The organism is Streptomyces sp. WMMB303 (genome assembly GCF_029351045.1).
Taxonomy (GTDB): Bacteria; Actinomycetota; Actinomycetes; order Streptomycetales; family Streptomycetaceae; genus Streptomyces.
This window is the reverse complement of the sequence record NZ_JARKIN010000001.1, coordinates 54,966-69,917: the sequence shown is the minus strand read 5'-3', so window position 1 is coordinate 69,917 and position 14,952 is coordinate 54,966. Positions and strand designations below refer to the sequence as shown.

The 14,952-nt window shown below is 72.7% G+C and carries 13 protein-coding genes; 8 read left to right on the top strand and 5 right to left on the bottom strand.

Annotation, left to right across the window (positions count from 1 at the left end; all coding sequences use genetic code 11):
* Window positions 1-70: 70 nt before the first annotated feature.
* Entirely contained in the window at window positions 71-1,960 is a 1,890-nt protein-coding gene (locus tag P2424_RS00360) for an NAD(P)-binding protein (protein WP_276478770.1), read from the bottom strand.
* 603 nt (window positions 1,961-2,563) lie between these two features.
* On the opposite strand from P2424_RS00360, the gene P2424_RS00355 reads away from it, so the two are divergent.
* The 5 genes from P2424_RS00355 (at window position 2,564) to P2424_RS00335 (ending at window position 9,219) form a co-directional block, all read left to right on the top strand.
* Window positions 2,564-4,048 (top strand): FAD binding domain-containing protein, encoded by a 1,485-nt coding sequence (locus P2424_RS00355; RefSeq protein WP_276473792.1) that lies wholly within the window; start codon window positions 2,564-2,566, stop codon window positions 4,046-4,048.
* Complete coding sequence (gene xdhB / locus P2424_RS00350) at window positions 4,045-6,456, top strand: xanthine dehydrogenase molybdopterin binding subunit (protein WP_276473791.1); 2,412 nt, start codon at window positions 4,045-4,047, stop codon at window positions 6,454-6,456. The genes P2424_RS00355 and xdhB overlap by 4 nt, the downstream gene beginning before the upstream one ends.
* 1 nt (window position 6,457) lies before the next feature.
* A complete protein-coding gene (xdhC, locus tag P2424_RS00345; RefSeq protein WP_276478769.1) occupies window positions 6,458-7,267 on the top strand; it encodes a xanthine dehydrogenase accessory protein XdhC in 810 nt (269 codons plus the stop codon).
* A 775-nt stretch (window positions 7,268-8,042) separates the two neighbouring features.
* Window positions 8,043-8,546: a nucleoside deaminase gene (locus P2424_RS00340; RefSeq protein ID WP_276473790.1), complete on the top strand. Its 504-nt coding sequence runs from the start codon at window positions 8,043-8,045 to the stop codon at window positions 8,544-8,546.
* 115 nt (window positions 8,547-8,661) lie between these two features.
* A complete protein-coding gene (locus P2424_RS00335) occupies window positions 8,662-9,219 on the top strand; it encodes a DinB family protein (RefSeq protein ID WP_276473789.1) in 558 nt (185 codons plus the stop codon).
* A gap of 114 nt (window positions 9,220-9,333) precedes the next feature.
* On the opposite strand, the gene P2424_RS00330 is transcribed toward P2424_RS00335, so the two are convergent.
* On the bottom strand, window positions 9,334-10,887 hold the full coding sequence (locus P2424_RS00330; RefSeq protein WP_276473788.1) for an NAD(P)/FAD-dependent oxidoreductase: 1,554 nt from the start codon (window positions 10,885-10,887) through the stop codon (window positions 9,334-9,336).
* Between the two features lie 203 nt (window positions 10,888-11,090).
* On the opposite strand from P2424_RS00330, the gene P2424_RS00325 reads away from it, so the two are divergent.
* Together P2424_RS00325 and P2424_RS00320 are read left to right on the top strand one after the other, a co-directional pair.
* Window positions 11,091-11,336: a hypothetical protein gene (locus P2424_RS00325; RefSeq protein ID WP_276473787.1), complete on the top strand. Its 246-nt coding sequence runs from the start codon at window positions 11,091-11,093 to the stop codon at window positions 11,334-11,336.
* Between the two features lie 178 nt (window positions 11,337-11,514).
* Window positions 11,515-11,967, top strand: a complete 453-nt coding sequence (locus P2424_RS00320; RefSeq protein WP_276473786.1) for a YrdB family protein — start codon at window positions 11,515-11,517, stop codon at window positions 11,965-11,967.
* A 217-nt stretch (window positions 11,968-12,184) separates the two neighbouring features.
* Here P2424_RS00320 and P2424_RS00315 read toward each other — a convergent pair whose 3' ends face one another.
* Window positions 12,185-12,895 carry a rhomboid family intramembrane serine protease gene (locus P2424_RS00315; protein WP_276473785.1) on the bottom strand — a complete coding sequence of 237 codons (711 nt, stop codon included), beginning with the start codon at window positions 12,893-12,895 and terminating at the stop codon, window positions 12,185-12,187.
* Window positions 12,896-13,006: 111 nt separating this feature from the next.
* On the bottom strand, window positions 13,007-13,594 hold the full coding sequence (locus P2424_RS00310; protein WP_276473784.1) for a hypothetical protein: 588 nt from the start codon (window positions 13,592-13,594) through the stop codon (window positions 13,007-13,009).
* A 77-nt stretch (window positions 13,595-13,671) separates the two neighbouring features.
* Between P2424_RS00310 and P2424_RS00305 the strand changes: the two genes are divergently transcribed.
* Window positions 13,672-14,331 carry a CGNR zinc finger domain-containing protein gene (locus tag P2424_RS00305; protein WP_276473783.1) on the top strand — a complete coding sequence of 220 codons (660 nt, stop codon included), beginning with the start codon at window positions 13,672-13,674 and terminating at the stop codon, window positions 14,329-14,331.
* A 90-nt stretch (window positions 14,332-14,421) separates the two neighbouring features.
* Here the strand turns inward: P2424_RS00305 and P2424_RS00300 are convergent, their stop codons facing one another.
* The gene (locus tag P2424_RS00300) at window positions 14,422-14,814 is read right to left on the bottom strand and encodes a DUF2267 domain-containing protein (RefSeq protein WP_276473782.1); all 393 of its coding nucleotides are present in this window, start codon (window positions 14,812-14,814) and stop codon (window positions 14,422-14,424) included.
* Window positions 14,815-14,952: the final 138 nt, after the last annotated feature.

The following is a 14,952-nucleotide window of genomic DNA, read 5'->3' as shown; positions in this document are numbered from 1 at the left end:
GCCCGTATCCTGCCAGCCCCGCCACGGGGGCCGGGACGTGGCCTGCACGGCTCACCGGGCTCCGGGCAGCTCAGTGCACGGCGGTCGGCGGCTGCGGCTGGAGTTCGGCCAGGCCCTGCCGGGTCGCCGCCAGCACGACCCGGTCCTCGGGCCGCAGGACGTAGTCCGGCCGGAGGTCCCAGACCAGGCCGGTCGGGCGCTGTTCCCCGTCGGCCGGACGTGGGACGCCGAGGTCGGGGCGCCGCTCGGCCGGTTCCGTGGTGTCCAGGGCGAGGACCCGCCAGGCTCCGGGCCGGAAGGCCGCCTCGACGGTACGGCCCTCCAGCTGCGGGTGGCCGGCGACCGTCAGCGCCGCGAAGACCAGCACCCTGCGCTCCACCGGTATCGCACCGAGGATCTGACGCCCCATCATCGCACCGGCGAAAGCGGGAGCGGCCAGATGCGAGACGCTGCGGCTGCGGGTCAGCGCGTGGGGGTGCGTGGTACGCAGGGTCCGGAACACGGCGGCCGCGAAGTCGTCGTCGTACAGCCGCAGCGCGACCCGCAGGTCCGCCTTGACCGTACGGGCGTACAGAGCGGCCTCCAGGTTGGTGGTGTCGGAGCTGGTCAGAGCGAGCAGTGAGCGGGCCCGATGGGTCTTGGCGGCCTCCAGGACGCCCTCCTGGGTGACATCGCCGATCACGGTCGGTACCCGCAGGCGCCGGGCCAGGGCCACTCCGCGCGCCTCCAGGCTCTCCTCCACACAGACGACGGGGATGTCGAGATCGCGCAACTGGGCCAGCACCCGGGTACCGACCTTGCCGAGCCCGAGCAGCACGACATGACCGGAGAGTCCGCGCGGCGGGCGGCGCAGGGCGGAGGCACTGCGGAACGCCCCCAGCGCCTCCAGCGCGCCAGCCACCAGGAGCGGCAGCAGCGCCAGGCCCACGAGCCCGGTCAGAAGCTGCAGCACCTGTCGCCCCGCGCTCTCGTCGAGCGCGGGATCGTTGATGGCGAACAGATCGAGCAGTGTGACGTAGGCGGCGTGGAGCAGGTGGCCGCCGCTGATCAGCCAGGAGGCGAGAGCCAGGGCGCACACGGCCAGGCCGGTGACGGCGACGGACCAGCGCAGCCGGCGGGAGAAGAACTCCGAGAGCGGCCGGCCCCGGCCGGCGGGCCGTCCGGACGGTGGTGCGGGCCGGTTCCGGGCCACGGCTTCGAGGACGATGGTGCCGCGACCGGTGGCGGCCGAGACCGCCTGCGGGTCGGGGAGCAGCTGGGGACCGGCCGTCCCGCTGCTGTCCGAGCCCTCCTCGCCTCCCGGATCGCTGACCGTCGCCGAGAGCAGAGCGAGCGTGCACAGACCCGGGTCGGCGGTCCCGCGGCCGGAAGGAGTGCGCTCCGCCGCCCGCAGCAGCAGCCCGTCGGCGTGGACGATCTTGCTGGTGCCCGCGATCGCCGTGGCCGCCAGCGCCGGAGCGGCGGTGTCGGCGTCGGAGAGCACGGTGGTGGACGCGTCGGCGGTGGCGGGGTCCAGGTCCGGCAGGGCCACCAGGGCGGCCTGGTCGAGGAGCTGCTCCAGGTGCTGGCCGAGCCTGCGGTTGTAGAGCCGGATCACCAGCCGCAGTCCCGGATTGAGCCTGCGGGCCGCCAGGGCGGCGTGGATGTTCGTCTCGTCGTCGTCGTGGACGAGGGCCAGCGCGGCGGCCCCGGCCACACCTGCCGACTCCAGTACCTCTCCGGTGAGCGCGTCGGCCTCCAGCCGGTGCGGATCCGCCCCGGGCGCGGGCGGTCCGCCGGTGACGGCAGCGGAGACGCGTCCCAGCAGCGCGGCTGCCCGGCCCTGGCGGGGAGCGGACCGGCGTGGACCCCCGGCAGGCGACGCGCTGCCGGGGAGGACGAGCGTGACGCGGGCTCGGTAGACGTCGCGGAGTTCGGTAGCCAGGCGATGCGCCAGCGCGTCGTCGCCGCAGACGATCATGTGGCCGGCGAAACGGTCGGGGTCGAACTGATCGGGCAGTGTGGGCACCTGCGTAGCGTGCCCTGTCCCGGCGCCGGCCGCACATCGCGCGGTGAAACGTACCGGCACCGCGACGGGACACCGATATCCGGGAGTTCGAACCGGTGCCATCCGCAGCGTGCACCGGGAGACCGACCCATGCGTGTCCCGCTCCGGCTGCGGCGCCGGACCGTCCGGGAGCCACCGCGGCGCCGGGGCACCGGAGGACGACGGCGGCTCCGCCACCTCTTGACCCCGGTGGGCGCAGCCACTAATTTACGCTCGAAGTGGATTCATGACACCGAAAGGAGGCGGCCCGAAGATGCGTATCTACTCCGATCTGAGCCGCCTCGCCCGCCGCACTGTCTGGGTGCCGGGCCGGGTCGCGCACGGCTGCTGACAAACGCCGTTCCGACGTGCCCCTCGTGGCACGATTTCGCATTCTTCTCCACCATTTTCCGGCGCGCCGCCGACGCGTGCCGTCATGCGCTCGCTCCTCTTTGCTGCGTATCCGAACACAGAAAGCTGCCTGAAATTGGCGAACAAGATGAACCGACCTGCCCCGGCCCGGAACGGAGGCACGGCATGGTAGCGGCACGGATCACGGTCAACGGGAAAGAAACCCCCATCGCACCGGCATCCCCCCACGCCACGGTGCTGGATTTCCTCCGCGAGCGCGGCCTCACCGGCACCAAGGAGGGCTGCGCCGAGGGCGAATGCGGCGCCTGCTCCGTCCTGGTGGCCCGGACCGGGGTGGACAAGCCCACCGACTGGGTGGCGGTCAACGCCTGCCTGGTTCCGGCAGCCTCGCTCGACGGTCAGGAGATCGTCACCTCGGAAGGCCTCGCCACTGCCGGGGAGCCCGGCACGCCGCCTGCCCTGCACCCGGTGCAGGAGGAGATGGCGGTTCGTGGCGGCTCCCAATGCGGCTACTGCACACCGGGATTCGTCTGCAGCATGGCCGCCGAGTACTACCGGCCGGACCGCTGCGCGCACGCCGAACCGGCCGAGCACGGCGACGCCGGGCAGGGCGCGGCCGACGCCGAGCACGGTCCGAACGGCTTCGACCTGCACGCGCTGAGCGGCAACCTGTGCCGCTGCACCGGATACCGCCCGATCCGCGATGCGGCGTTCGCCGTCGGAACGCCCACCGCCGAGGACCCGCTGGCGCAGCGGCGCGAGCAGCCGGCGCCCGCGCCGGTCGCCACCGAGTACGCCCAGGGCGACGCGGTGCTGCTGCGCAAGAGCACCCTGGCCGAAACCCTGCGGCTGCTGCGCGAGCGGCCCGACGCGGTGGTGGTCGCCGGCTCCACCGACTGGGGCGTCGAGGTCAACATCCGCTCCCGCCGCGCCGACTGCGTCGTCGCCGTCGACCGGCTTCCGGAACTGCGGGAGCTGCGTGTCGGATCCGACACCGTCGAGATCGGGGCGGCCCTGACGCTCACCGAGATCGAACGCCGGCTGGACGGCGCGGTGCCGCTGCTGGCGGAACTGTTCCCGCAGTTCGCCTCCCGGCTCATCCGCAACGGCGCCACACTCGGCGGCAACCTGGGCACGGGATCGCCCATCGGGGACAGCCCGCCCGTACTGCTCGCGCTGGAGGCGTCGCTGGTGCTCGCGGATGCCGACGGCGAGCGCGTGGTGCCGCTGGCGGACTACTTCACCGGCTACCGGCAGAGCGTCCGCCGTCCCGGCGAACTGATCCGCGCCGTGCGCCTCCCGCTCCCGCTCTCGCCGCTCGTGGGCTTCCACAAGATCGCCAAGCGGCGCTTCGACGACATCTCCAGTGTGGCGGTCGCCTTCGCGCTCGACGTGGAGGACGGAATCGTCCGCAAGGCGCGCATCGGCCTGGGCGGCGTGGCCGCCACCCCGGTCCGCGCCCTCGCTGTCGAAGCGGCCCTGGAGGGCGAGCCGTGGACGGCCGGGACCGTCGAGGCCGCGGCCGGGGTCCTGCGGGCCCAGGGCACGCCGATGAACGACCACCGGGCCAGCGCCGACTACCGCTCGGCGATGCTCGGTCAGAGCCTGCTGAAGCTGTACGCGCAAACCACCGAGGCGGTGCCGTCATGAGCCAGCTGTCCGAGCGTCCCGAGAAGCCCGTCGTCGGCGTCCCCCTGCCGCACGAGGCCGCCGGTCTGCACGTCACCGGCGCCGCGCTCTACACCGACGACCTGGTGCACCGCACCAAAGACGTACTGCACGCCTACCCGGTCCAGGTCATGAAGGCTCACGGCAGGGTGACGGCGCTGCGCACCGGGCCCGCGCTCGAGGTGCCGGGGGTGGTCCGGGTGCTGACCGGCGCCGATGTGCCGGGTGTCAACGACGCCGGGATGAAGCACGACGAGCCGCTGTTCCCCGACGAGGTCATGTTCCACGGTCACGCCGTCGCCTGGGTGCTGGGCGAGACGCTGGAGGCGGCCCGGCTCGGCGCGGCCGCGGTGGAGGTCGAACTCGACGAACAGCCCTCCCTGATCACGCTGCAGGACGCGATCGCGGCCGACAGCTACCACGGCGCCCGGCCCGTCATGGTGCAGGGCGACATCGAGGCGGGCTTCGCCGACTCGGCGCACGTGTTCAGCGGCGAGTTCCAGTTCGCCGGCCAGGAACACTTCTACCTGGAGACGCACGCGGCCCTGGCCCAGATCGACGAGAACGGGCAGGTGTTCGTCCAGAGCAGCACCCAGCACCCCTCGGAGACCCAGGAGATCGTCGCGCACGTGCTGGGTGTGGCCAGCCATGAGGTGACGGTGCAGTGCCTACGGATGGGCGGCGGCTTCGGCGGCAAGGAGATGCAGCCGCACGGGTTCGCGGCCGTCGCCGCGCTCGGTGCCAAGCTGACCGGCCGGCCGGTGAGGTTCCGCTTCAACCGGACTCAGGACCTGACCATGTCCGGCAAGCGGCACGGTTTCCACGCCCGATGGAAGATCGGCTTCGACGCGGAGGGCCGCATCCAGGCTCTGGACGCCACTCTGACCGCGGACGGCGGCTGGAGCCTGGACCTGTCGGAGCCGGTGCTGGCCCGTGCGCTGTGCCATATCGACAACACCTGCTGGATCCCCAACGCCCGGGTCGCCGGCCGCATCGCCAAGACCCACACCGTCTCCAACACGGCATTCCGCGGCTTCGGCGGACCGCAGGGCATGCTGGTGATGGAGGACATCCTCGGCCGGTGCGCACCGCTGCTCGGCCTGGACCCCATGGAGCTGCGGGAGCGCAACTTCTACCAGCCGGGCCAGGGCCAGACGACGCCGTACGGACAGCCGGTCACCCAACCCGAACGGATCTCCACCGTCTGGCGGCAGGTGCAGGACGACGCCGGCATCGCCGACCGCAGGCGCGAGATCGCGGCCTTCAACGCCGCACACCCGCACACCAAGCGGGCCCTCGCGGTCACCGGCGTCAAGTTCGGCATCTCGTTCAACCTCACCGCCTTCAACCAGGGCGGCGCGCTGGTGCTGGTCTACAAGGACGGCTCCGTCCTGATCAACCACGGCGGCACCGAGATGGGCCAGGGCCTGCACACCAAGATGCTGCAGGTGGCCGCCACCACGCTGGGCATCCCGCTGCACAAGGTGCGGCTGGCCCCCACGCGGACCGACAAGGTGCCCAACACCTCGGCCACCGCCGCGAGTTCCGGCGCCGATCTGAACGGCGGCGCGGTCAAGAACGCCTGTGAACAACTCCGCGAGCGGCTGTTGCAGGTGGCCGCCTCCCAGCTCGGCGCCAACGCCTCGGACGTGCGTATCGTCGAGGGCGTCGCACGCGCCCTGGGCAGCGACACGGAGCTGGCCTGGGACGATCTGGTGCGTACCGCCTACTTCCAGCGGGTCCAGCTGTCGGCGTCCGGTTTCTACCGGACCGAGGGGCTGCACTGGGACGCCAAGTCGTTCCGGGGCTCGCCGTTCAAGTACTTCGCCATCGGCGCGGCCGCCACCGAGGTGGAGGTCGACGGCTTCACCGGCGCGTACCGCGTACGACGGGTGGACATCGTGCACGATGTCGGCGACAGCCTCTCGCCGCTGATCGACATCGGCCAGGTCGAGGGCGGATTCGTGCAGGGCGCGGGCTGGCTGACCCTCGAGGACCTGCGCTGGGACGCGAGTGACGGGCCGAACCGCGGCCGGCTGCTGACTCAGGCGGCGAGCACCTACAAGCTGCCGAGCTTCTCGGAGATGCCAGAGGAGTTCAACGTCAGGCTGCTGGAGAACGCCACCGAGGAGGGCGCCGTCTACGGGTCCAAGGCGGTGGGGGAGCCTCCGCTGATGCTGGCGTTCTCGGTCCGGGAAGCCCTGCGGCAGGCCGCTGCCGCGTTCGGGCCCAGCGGGGTCAGCGTCGAACTGGCCTCCCCCGCGACGCCGGAGGCGGTCTACTGGGCGATCGAGGAAGCCCGCCGGGGCACTGCCACCCTGCACGGCGAGCTGCCCGCCGCAGCAGCCGAACCGGCGCGGACCGGCGCGGAAGCGTTGAGCGGTGCCTGACATGACGTGGATCGCCGCGGTCGCGCGGTTGCGGGCACGCCGGGAGGCCGGCGTGCTGGTGACCGTAGCGGCCGCGCGCGGCCATGCGCCGCGCGACGCCGGCGCCAAGCTCGTCGTGGGGCGGAGCGGGACGTGGGGATCGATCGGTGGCGGCAACGTGGAAGCCGTCGCGATCGACCGGGCCCGGGAGCTGATCGCCGCGTCCGAGTCGGAGCCGGAGCTGATGGAATTCGCACTGAACGACAAGGTGACCAACGAGCACGGCGTGCAGTGTTGCGGCGGCACGGTCTCGGTGCTGCTCGAACCACTCCCTGTGGTTCGGGCCGTGGCGATCTTCGGCGTCGGGCACGTAGGGCTGGAACTGGCCCGTGTCCTGGCGCGTCAGGACCTGGACCTGCATCTGGTCGACAGCCGCGCCGAGATCCTCGCCGAGGAGCGGCTGGCCGTGCTGTCCGACGCGGTGGCGCAGGTGCGGGTGCACCACACGCCGCTGCTGCCGGAGGAGGTGCTGGCGGAACTGCCGCCCGGCACCCATGTCCTGATCATGACTCATGATCACGCCGAGGACGCCGCGCTGTGCGACGCGGCGCTGCGCACGAGTCATCTGGGCCCCGTCGGGCTGATCGGGTCGGCGGCCAAGTGGACGCGCTTCCGCAAGCGCCTGGCCACCGAAGGCGGCCACGACGATGCGGCCATCGACCGGATCAAGACCCCGATCGGGCTGGCCGACCTCACCGGCAAGACTCCCGCGACCATCGCCGTGAGCGTCGCGGCCGACGTGCTGCGCACCTTCGAGACCCAGGAGAGCTGACCCTCCCCGGACCCGACAGGGCGGCCCCGGCCCGAGGCGCGTGCTCGTACGAACCGCCGGAGCCGGGGCCCTCGCGGCGGCCCGCCCCGCGCGCCCGTGGGAGGCCCGTCCCGACCCCGCGGACTGCCGCGGCGCAGCCGTCCCGGCCGTGCGTGACGGTGCGGGCGCGGCTCCCGTACCGTCGGCTGCCGGAAGCAACCGCGGTGTCACAGCATGCGACCGCCTCTTGTAGGACCCTACGAATCACCGGGCCGACTCCGCCCATTGTTTGGTCCTTCGCTCCCTGGCCGATCTTGACCGGCGGGCTGTCTAATTCTTGCAGCAGACGCGACGGAGCGAGGGATTTCTTGTATGGCGTGCAGAAGCCAGTGTGCTCTCCGGCATGGGTATTGCTTTCGGTCACCACCGTGACTCCGCTGCTTTTCGCCGTTCCGGAGAAGAGGACCGGCTGGTACGGCCCGAGGACGGCGTGCTCGGAAAGCGAGCCGACACCCCGATCCGTTCCGTGATTCTCCGATTCCCCTTCCCGTTGTTCCCGGCATGCGAAAGAGGGAAAAGGCGGCGCGGGAACAGCGCCGGTACGTGTATCCCGCGTGGTTTCGAGCCGGACGCGGCAGAGCGGAATTCCCGCCGTCCGCACGTCGTCCTGAACCGGCCCGGCCCCGCCGGCGCCCCCACGTCCCGCCTCCGCACCGCCCGGGCCGCCGCACTTCCCGGCCGTCCGCCCCCGACCCCGGGGCACCCCACCCGCCCACCCACACCCGAAGGAACACCCATGACCACCCACATCGCAGAGACCGGCAACCGCGAGCTCGAGCACGCCTGGATGGAGCGGGCCGTACAGCTCGCCACCACCAGCGTCCACAACGGCGGCGGCCCCTTCGGCGCCCTGATAGCCAAGGACGGTGACATCGTGGCCCTCGGCAACAACCAGGTCACCTCCAGCCTCGACCCCACCGCGCACGCGGAGGTCAGCGCCATCCGTGCCGCCTGCAAGGAACTCGACACCTTCAGCCTGGACGGCTGCACCCTGGTCACGTCCTGCGAGCCCTGCCCGATGTGCCTCTCCTCCGCACTGTGGGCGCGCGTCGACCGGCTCATCTTCTCCGCCGACCGCCACGACGCCGCCGTGGCGGGCTTCGACGACCGCAAGTTCTACGACCTGTTCGAGAAGCGGCCGCAGGAGTCGTGGCCGATGGCCGTGGAGCACCTCGATCTGCCCCACCGCACCCAGCCGTTCGACGCCTGGATCGGCAAGGCCGACCGCATCGCCTACTGATCCGGAGCCCGCGCGCGCCCGGGAGGGGGCGTCGTGGGAGCGACTGCCGTTCTGGCGTCCTCCAGCGGCGGAAACCCGGTGGCGGGTTCGGACCGCACACACGACCATGTCCCGCATGAGTGACACAGGCGCACGCTGGAGCAAGGCGACTGTCTATCCGGACATGTGGGTCGACCCCGAGGACGATCCACGCGATGACGGACCGGCTCCCGACGGGGAACTCGGGGCGCTGCGGGACTGTCTGACGGGTTACCGCATGACCCTGCTGATGAAGTGCGAGGGACTGGACGCGGAGCAGCTGGCCCGCCGGTCGGTGCCGCCGTCCACGATGTCGCTCCTCGGGCTGGTGCGGCACCTCGCCGAGGTGGAACGCGACTGGCGCAACTGGCTCGGCCACGGCGACCCGCTGCCGAAGCTGTACGGCAAAGGGGACGCCGACTTCGACGGTGCCGTGCCCGAGCAGGCCGTCGTCGACGCCGCGTACCGCGACCTGGAGCGCGAGCAGGCCGGGACGGACGCGGCGCTGGCCGCCCACCCGGACCTGGGTGAGCGGGTGGGCGAGGACGGTGTCGCGATCCGCGAGCTGCTCGTGCACCGGATCGAGGAGTACGCGCGGCACTGCGGACACGCCGACCTCCTGCGTGAGCGCGTCGACGGCAGAGTCGGCCAGTGACGGTGAGCCGGCAGGGCCCCGCGGCCTTCAGGGCGCGGGGCCACTGCCGGTACACCGCCCGGCGTGACGCGGAGCCGAAGCACACGCCGGTCCGCCGGGCGCGGATCCCGCCGGTCAGTACCCCAGTACGGCCATGGCGGCGTTATGGCCCGGAATGCCGCTGACACCGCCGCCGCGCACGGCGCCCGCACCGCAGAGCAGGACATTTGCGTGCCCGGTCTCCACTCCCCAGCGGCCGGTGCCCTCCTGCGCGTGCGGGAAGGCGAGGTCCCGGTGGAAGATGTTGCCGCCGGGGAGCCCCAGGTCGCGTTCCAGGTCGAGCGGTGTCTTCGCCTCGATGCAGGGCCGGCCGTCGGCGTCCTCGGCCAGGCAGTCGGCGAGCGGCTCGGCCAGGTGGCCGTCGAGCTGGGCCAGAGTCGAGGCCAGCAGCCGCTCGCGTACCGCGTCGTTGTCGGAGGCGAAGAGGCGGGCCGGGGTGTGCAGCCCGAAGAGCGTGAGGGTGTGGTAGCCGCGTTCGGCCAGCTCCGGCCCCAGGATGGTGGGGTCCGTGAGGGAGTGGCAGTAGATCTCGGACGGCGGCGCGGAGGGCAGCCGGCCCCCGGCGGCTTCGGCATACGCGGTGGCCAACTGCTCGTAGCCCTCGGCGCTGTGGAACGTCCCGGCGAAAGCCTGCCGCGGGTCGACGGTGGGGTCGCGGAGCTTCGGAAGCCGCTTGAGCAGCATGTTGACCTTGAGCTGGGCGCCTTCGGCAGCTGCCGGCGGCTCCTCGCCCAGCAGCGCGGCCAGCTCGCGGGGTGCGGCGCCCACCAGGACGTGACCGGCTGCGACGGTGCCGTACCCCTCGGCTGTCCGGTACGCGACCTCGGCCTGCCGGCCGCCGTCGGTCTCGATGCCGGTCACCTGGTGGCCGGTGGCCAGCTCCGCGCCCGCCGACCGGGCTGCCGCGGCCAGCGCGTCCGTGACCCGCCCCATGCCGCCGACGGGGACGTCCCAGTCGCCGGTACAGTTCCCGATCACGTGGTAGAGGAAGCACCGGTTCTGTTTCAAGGACGGGTCGTGGGCTTCCGCGAAGGTGCCGATGAGCGCGTCGGTGAGGACGACGCCCCGCACCAGGTCGTCGCCGAAGTACGCCTCGACGGCGGCACCGAGCGGCTCCTCGAACAGCGCGCGCCAGGCGGTGTCGTCGTCCACCCGACGGCGCAGCTCCTCCCGGGCCGGCAGCGGCTCGGTCAGAGTGGGGAAGACGCGCTCGGCAACGCGCCGGGTCATACCGTAGAAGTCCTCCCACGCGCGGTACTCGGTGGTGCCTCCGGTGAGCCGTTCGAACGACTGCCTCGTCGCGTCGGCGCGGTCGTCCACGAGCAGGCCGGTGAAACGGCCCTTCCGCCGGACCGGGGTGTACGAGGAGACCGCCCGCTTCCGGAGCGTCAGCTCCAGCCCCAGGTCCCGGACGATCTTCCGGGGGAGCAGGCTCACCAGGTACGAGTAGCGGGACAGGCGGGCCTCCAACCCGGCGAAGGGGCGCGAGGAGACGGCGGCCCCACCGGTGGTGTCCAGCCGCTCCAGCACCAGCACGCTGCGGCCCGCCCGGGCCAGGTAGGCGGCGGCGACCAGACCATTGTGGCCGCCGCCGACGATGACGGCGTCGTATCGCTCGTGTGCGGGCATGCGTTCTTCCTAGCACGGGGGAGCGGGGGCCGGGCAGATCCCGCGCGCCGCACGGGGGCGACGCGCCGCACCGTCGCCCCCGTCACCCTGCGCGGCCGGTTCCGGGCGGTCGGGCGCGAGGCCGGACGCGCAGCCTTCCCAAGTGCTGTACTCCCCCCTGTAAGGGGGATGTTGAAGAAGGCGGCCCGGGGTACTCGGTTGCCATGGAGAAGAGACCAGTGATGCCTCTGGAGAGCCGGCCGTGGCTCCGTTCCCTCGACAAGTTCTTCGTCCGGGCCTGCCCGGTACTGGCAGTCGTCGGAGTCCTGCTGGGCATCGGTGGTGCGGTGGCGGGCCAATCCGTTCTCTACGTCGTTTTCCAGCTCCTGCTCGCGCTCGTGATGGTTAGCAACGCGGTCACCGCTCGCGCCCGGCTCCGCCGGAGCGAACTCCCGGACGAACGCGGATAGCGGCCGCTCCGCGGGGCGACCAGGCTCCGGCGGTGCGACCGTGCGGGGGACACACCGGGCAGGCCGCAGTGCAGTACGCTGACCGCGATCGCGCGCGGACCCCCGGCACGCCGGTGCCTCCGTGCGTCCCACGCCACGTCTCCGCGCGCCGGTAGTCCGGCCCCACCGGGAGGACTCCATGCCGGGACCGACCGACTCCCCGATATCCCGTGGGTCCGGAGGCGTGCTCGACGGTCGGGGCTGGTACACCGCCAACGAAGTGCTGGCGTTCCTCCTCGAACTCGCCGCCCTGGCGTGCCTGAGCTGGTGGGGTTTCACCGTCGGCGGCCCTGCGGTCCTTCGATTTCTGCTGGGGATCGGCGCACCCCTGACGGCGGTTGTGCTGTGGGCCTTGTTCGCCGCGCCGAGGGCACGACTGCGTCCGCGGCTGCCCGCCGTGCTCGCGGTGAAGGCGCTGGTGCTCGGGGGCGGAGCTGCCGCCCTGTACGGAGTGGGGCATCCGGTCGCGGCGGTGGCCATGGCGGTCGTCGTCGTGGTGAACACCGCGGTGGCGGAGGTGTTCCGGCGCAGGCCGGAGGCCGCGCCCACCGGGAGAGTGGTCGCGGTTGCCCCACCGGCGGCAGATGGCTGAGGCGTGGGCCGGGCCGGACCGGCATTCGCACTCGCGGGGATCCGGTGCCGCGCAGCCCGGCCCGAACAGCCCCCGTGGCCCCCGCCGGTTCGGGCAGGCGCCGTACCTTCGCGACGGGCGGGCCCGGAGCCGGTGACTGCGTCGGCTGCCGTCGGCGGGAGGCCGGCGTCCGGCAGGCGAGCGCGCGGCAGCGGCCCGGATCACGGCGGTGTGGGCGTCACGAACCCACCACCGCGGTCGGCCCGCTGCCATCCCTGCTGCTGTCTTTGCCGTCGTCCGCCCTGCCGTCGTCTCTGCCTCCGCGTGCGGCCACGGCCCCCGACAGTACGCCGGTCAGCACGCCGATGCCGTGGTTGTTCTCCAGCAGGCACAGCACCGCACCGGCAGTCGGCACGAGCACCGACAGGTACCGCAGCGGCCGCTGCCGGCCGTCGAGCGCGTAGACCACCGCGAGCGCGCCGACCAGGCCGCAGATGCCGACCGAGTCACCCCCGCCGCGCACGCTCCAGCCCGCCATGCTCACCACGTGGGCCGCGACGCCGGACAGCAGGAAGACCACCGGTGTCCGCACCGTCCCCAGGCTGCGCTCGGCCGCCGGTGCGACGACGGCGAGCGCTGCCAGGTTGAAGGTCAGTTGCGACCAACCCGATGTCTGCACCAGCAGCGCTGTCGCCGCCCGCCACCACGGTCCGTCGGGAGCACGCTCCAGGTGCGGTATGACATCCGGGGCGGTGCTCTGCACCACGGCCATCGCCACCATCACGCCCATCAGTACGGCGGCGGCCCGCGGCACCGGCCGTCGCCACAGGGCCGCGAGCAGTCGGCCGGGCCCGGCCGGCCGTCCCTCCGGCCGGGCCGTGATCAAGCGCGTGCCGGGTACGACCACAGCGGCCGCGCAGCCGTACAGGGCGAGCGTGTGCGCGTTCATGCCTTGAGTGTGCCGCCTCGCGATGCCGGCCGACAGGGACCCCCGTGCTGGAACAGCGGTGACATATCCCGTGCGGCCCGGCGCCAGGCGGGCGGCCGAAGGGTGCCGGGGTCAGCCCAGGGTTCGGCAGATGTTCTCCTCGGGACCGATGGCCACGGGCATGTGCCGGCGGCCGCTGGTCTCCCGTGTCGTCACGTGGATGCCGTCCACGACGTAGTACCCGGCCGGGTAGGCGTCGGTGGGCTTGAAGCCCACCCCGAACGGCCCGACTCCGCCGAAGGTCTTGCTGGTGCCGTCGGGCCGCAGCTCGTCCGCCCCCTGCCCGGACAGGTCGCGCCGGACGGTGGCCCCCGTCTCGGTGTTGGTGAAGTCCACGACGAGCCTGCCCTTGTACTCGTTGATGTGGACGGAGCCGTCGGGGTACCGCGAGTCGACGCGGACCATCTCCTCGTCCTCGACGGGGTGGAGGTGCAGGTCGAAGGAGCAGTAGGTGCCGCCGGGCAGTGTGGCGTCCCCCGAGCGGAAGGGCCGCCACGGCTCGGGGTCGAAGCCGGAGAGATCGAAGTACTTCTCCACGGGGCCGGGCAGATCGGCGGCCGTGGCCGAGGGCAGGGGAGCGCGCGCGGACGCGGGAGCGGTCGCTCCGAGCGCCGCGCAGACGACGACGGGCACGGCAAGCACAGCGAGACGTGGACGCACGAGGACCCCCTCCAGAGACTAACCGGTCGATTTCAATTAAGCGGTTAGTTCGGTCGGGGGTCAAGTACGGTGGCGCCGTGCACTGGGAAGAGGTCGCGGGCTACCGCATGCCGAGACGGGTCGGGGGACACCCCGCCCTGGACTTCTGCAACACCTGGGCGGGGTGGGGCGCACCGCCCCACCCCCGCCGGGAGTGGCTGCCGGACTATCCGCACCTCGCGGTCTGGGCGCAGCATGCGGGACTGCTCACCCAGGAGACGTGCGCGGGGCTGCGGTGCGGTGCGGAATCCGGCGGGGCCGCCGCCGAGCAGGCCGCGGAGGTCCTCGAAGAGGCCCACGAGCTGCGTACAGCGCTCTACGCGGTCCTGCTCGACCGCGCCGACCGGGCCGCCTTCGCCACCGTCGCCGCCCACGCCGAACGGGCCGCGGCCGCCTGCTCCCTCGTTCCGGCGACAGCCACCGGTGCCGCGGCGCGCGGCGACGCCTCCCTGGCCCGATGGGAGCTCTCCGACCGGGTGGGCCTCGCACTGCCGCTGCTGGCCGCCGCCCGCTCCGCGGCGGCTTTGCTGACCGGTCCCGGCCGGCCCGGAATCGACGCCTGTCCAGGGCACGACTGCGGCTGGCTGTTCCTCAACCCCCGCGGACGCCGCCGCTGGTGCAGCATGTCCTCCTGCGGCAACCGGGCCAAGGTGCACGCCCACGCCCGGCGCCGCCGGGAGGGCGGCACCAGGGACTGAAGCCGAACCCCGGACAGCACCCGGAAGGGCATCACCCGGGCGCCCGGGGCGTGGCGACACAGCCCGGATCGGCGCACCGGCCGGAGGCCGTCACGCCCGATGGTCGAAGAGCGGCCCGAACTCGTCGGGCACCTGCGTGCGGATGTGCCGGATCTGACCGGCGGAAACCGCCTCCGGCAACGTGGAGAGAACGGCCGCGGCGTGCTGCTTGGCCGTGTCCGTGTGCGTCTGGGCCCGGTCCGCGATGCGCCGGTAGAACTCGTCGAGGCCGAACGCCTCCCCGCTCGTGTCCGCGTCGGCGCCGCTGCCGCGGAGGGGGAGGTCCAGAGGGGTGGGCATCTGGTCGGCCAGGTCCTGGGCCTCGTCGGCCTCGATCCGCTGAGCCAGTACGGCCAGTACGGCCTCCGTGGCCTCCCTGGCCTCGTCCTGGTCCGCGTAGCCGCCGCGGTCGCGCACCTGTGCCAGGAACTCGTCGTCGCGCATGGGGGGCTCCTCTGCTCGCTCGTCGTCTGCTGTCGACCGCTCCGGTTTCCCAGCGGGACGGAGCCCATGCATCATGATCAGCGATGTCCCGCTTCCGGCTGTCCGCCGGGCGCGGCGAACGGGGGAGAGCGCCGGTGG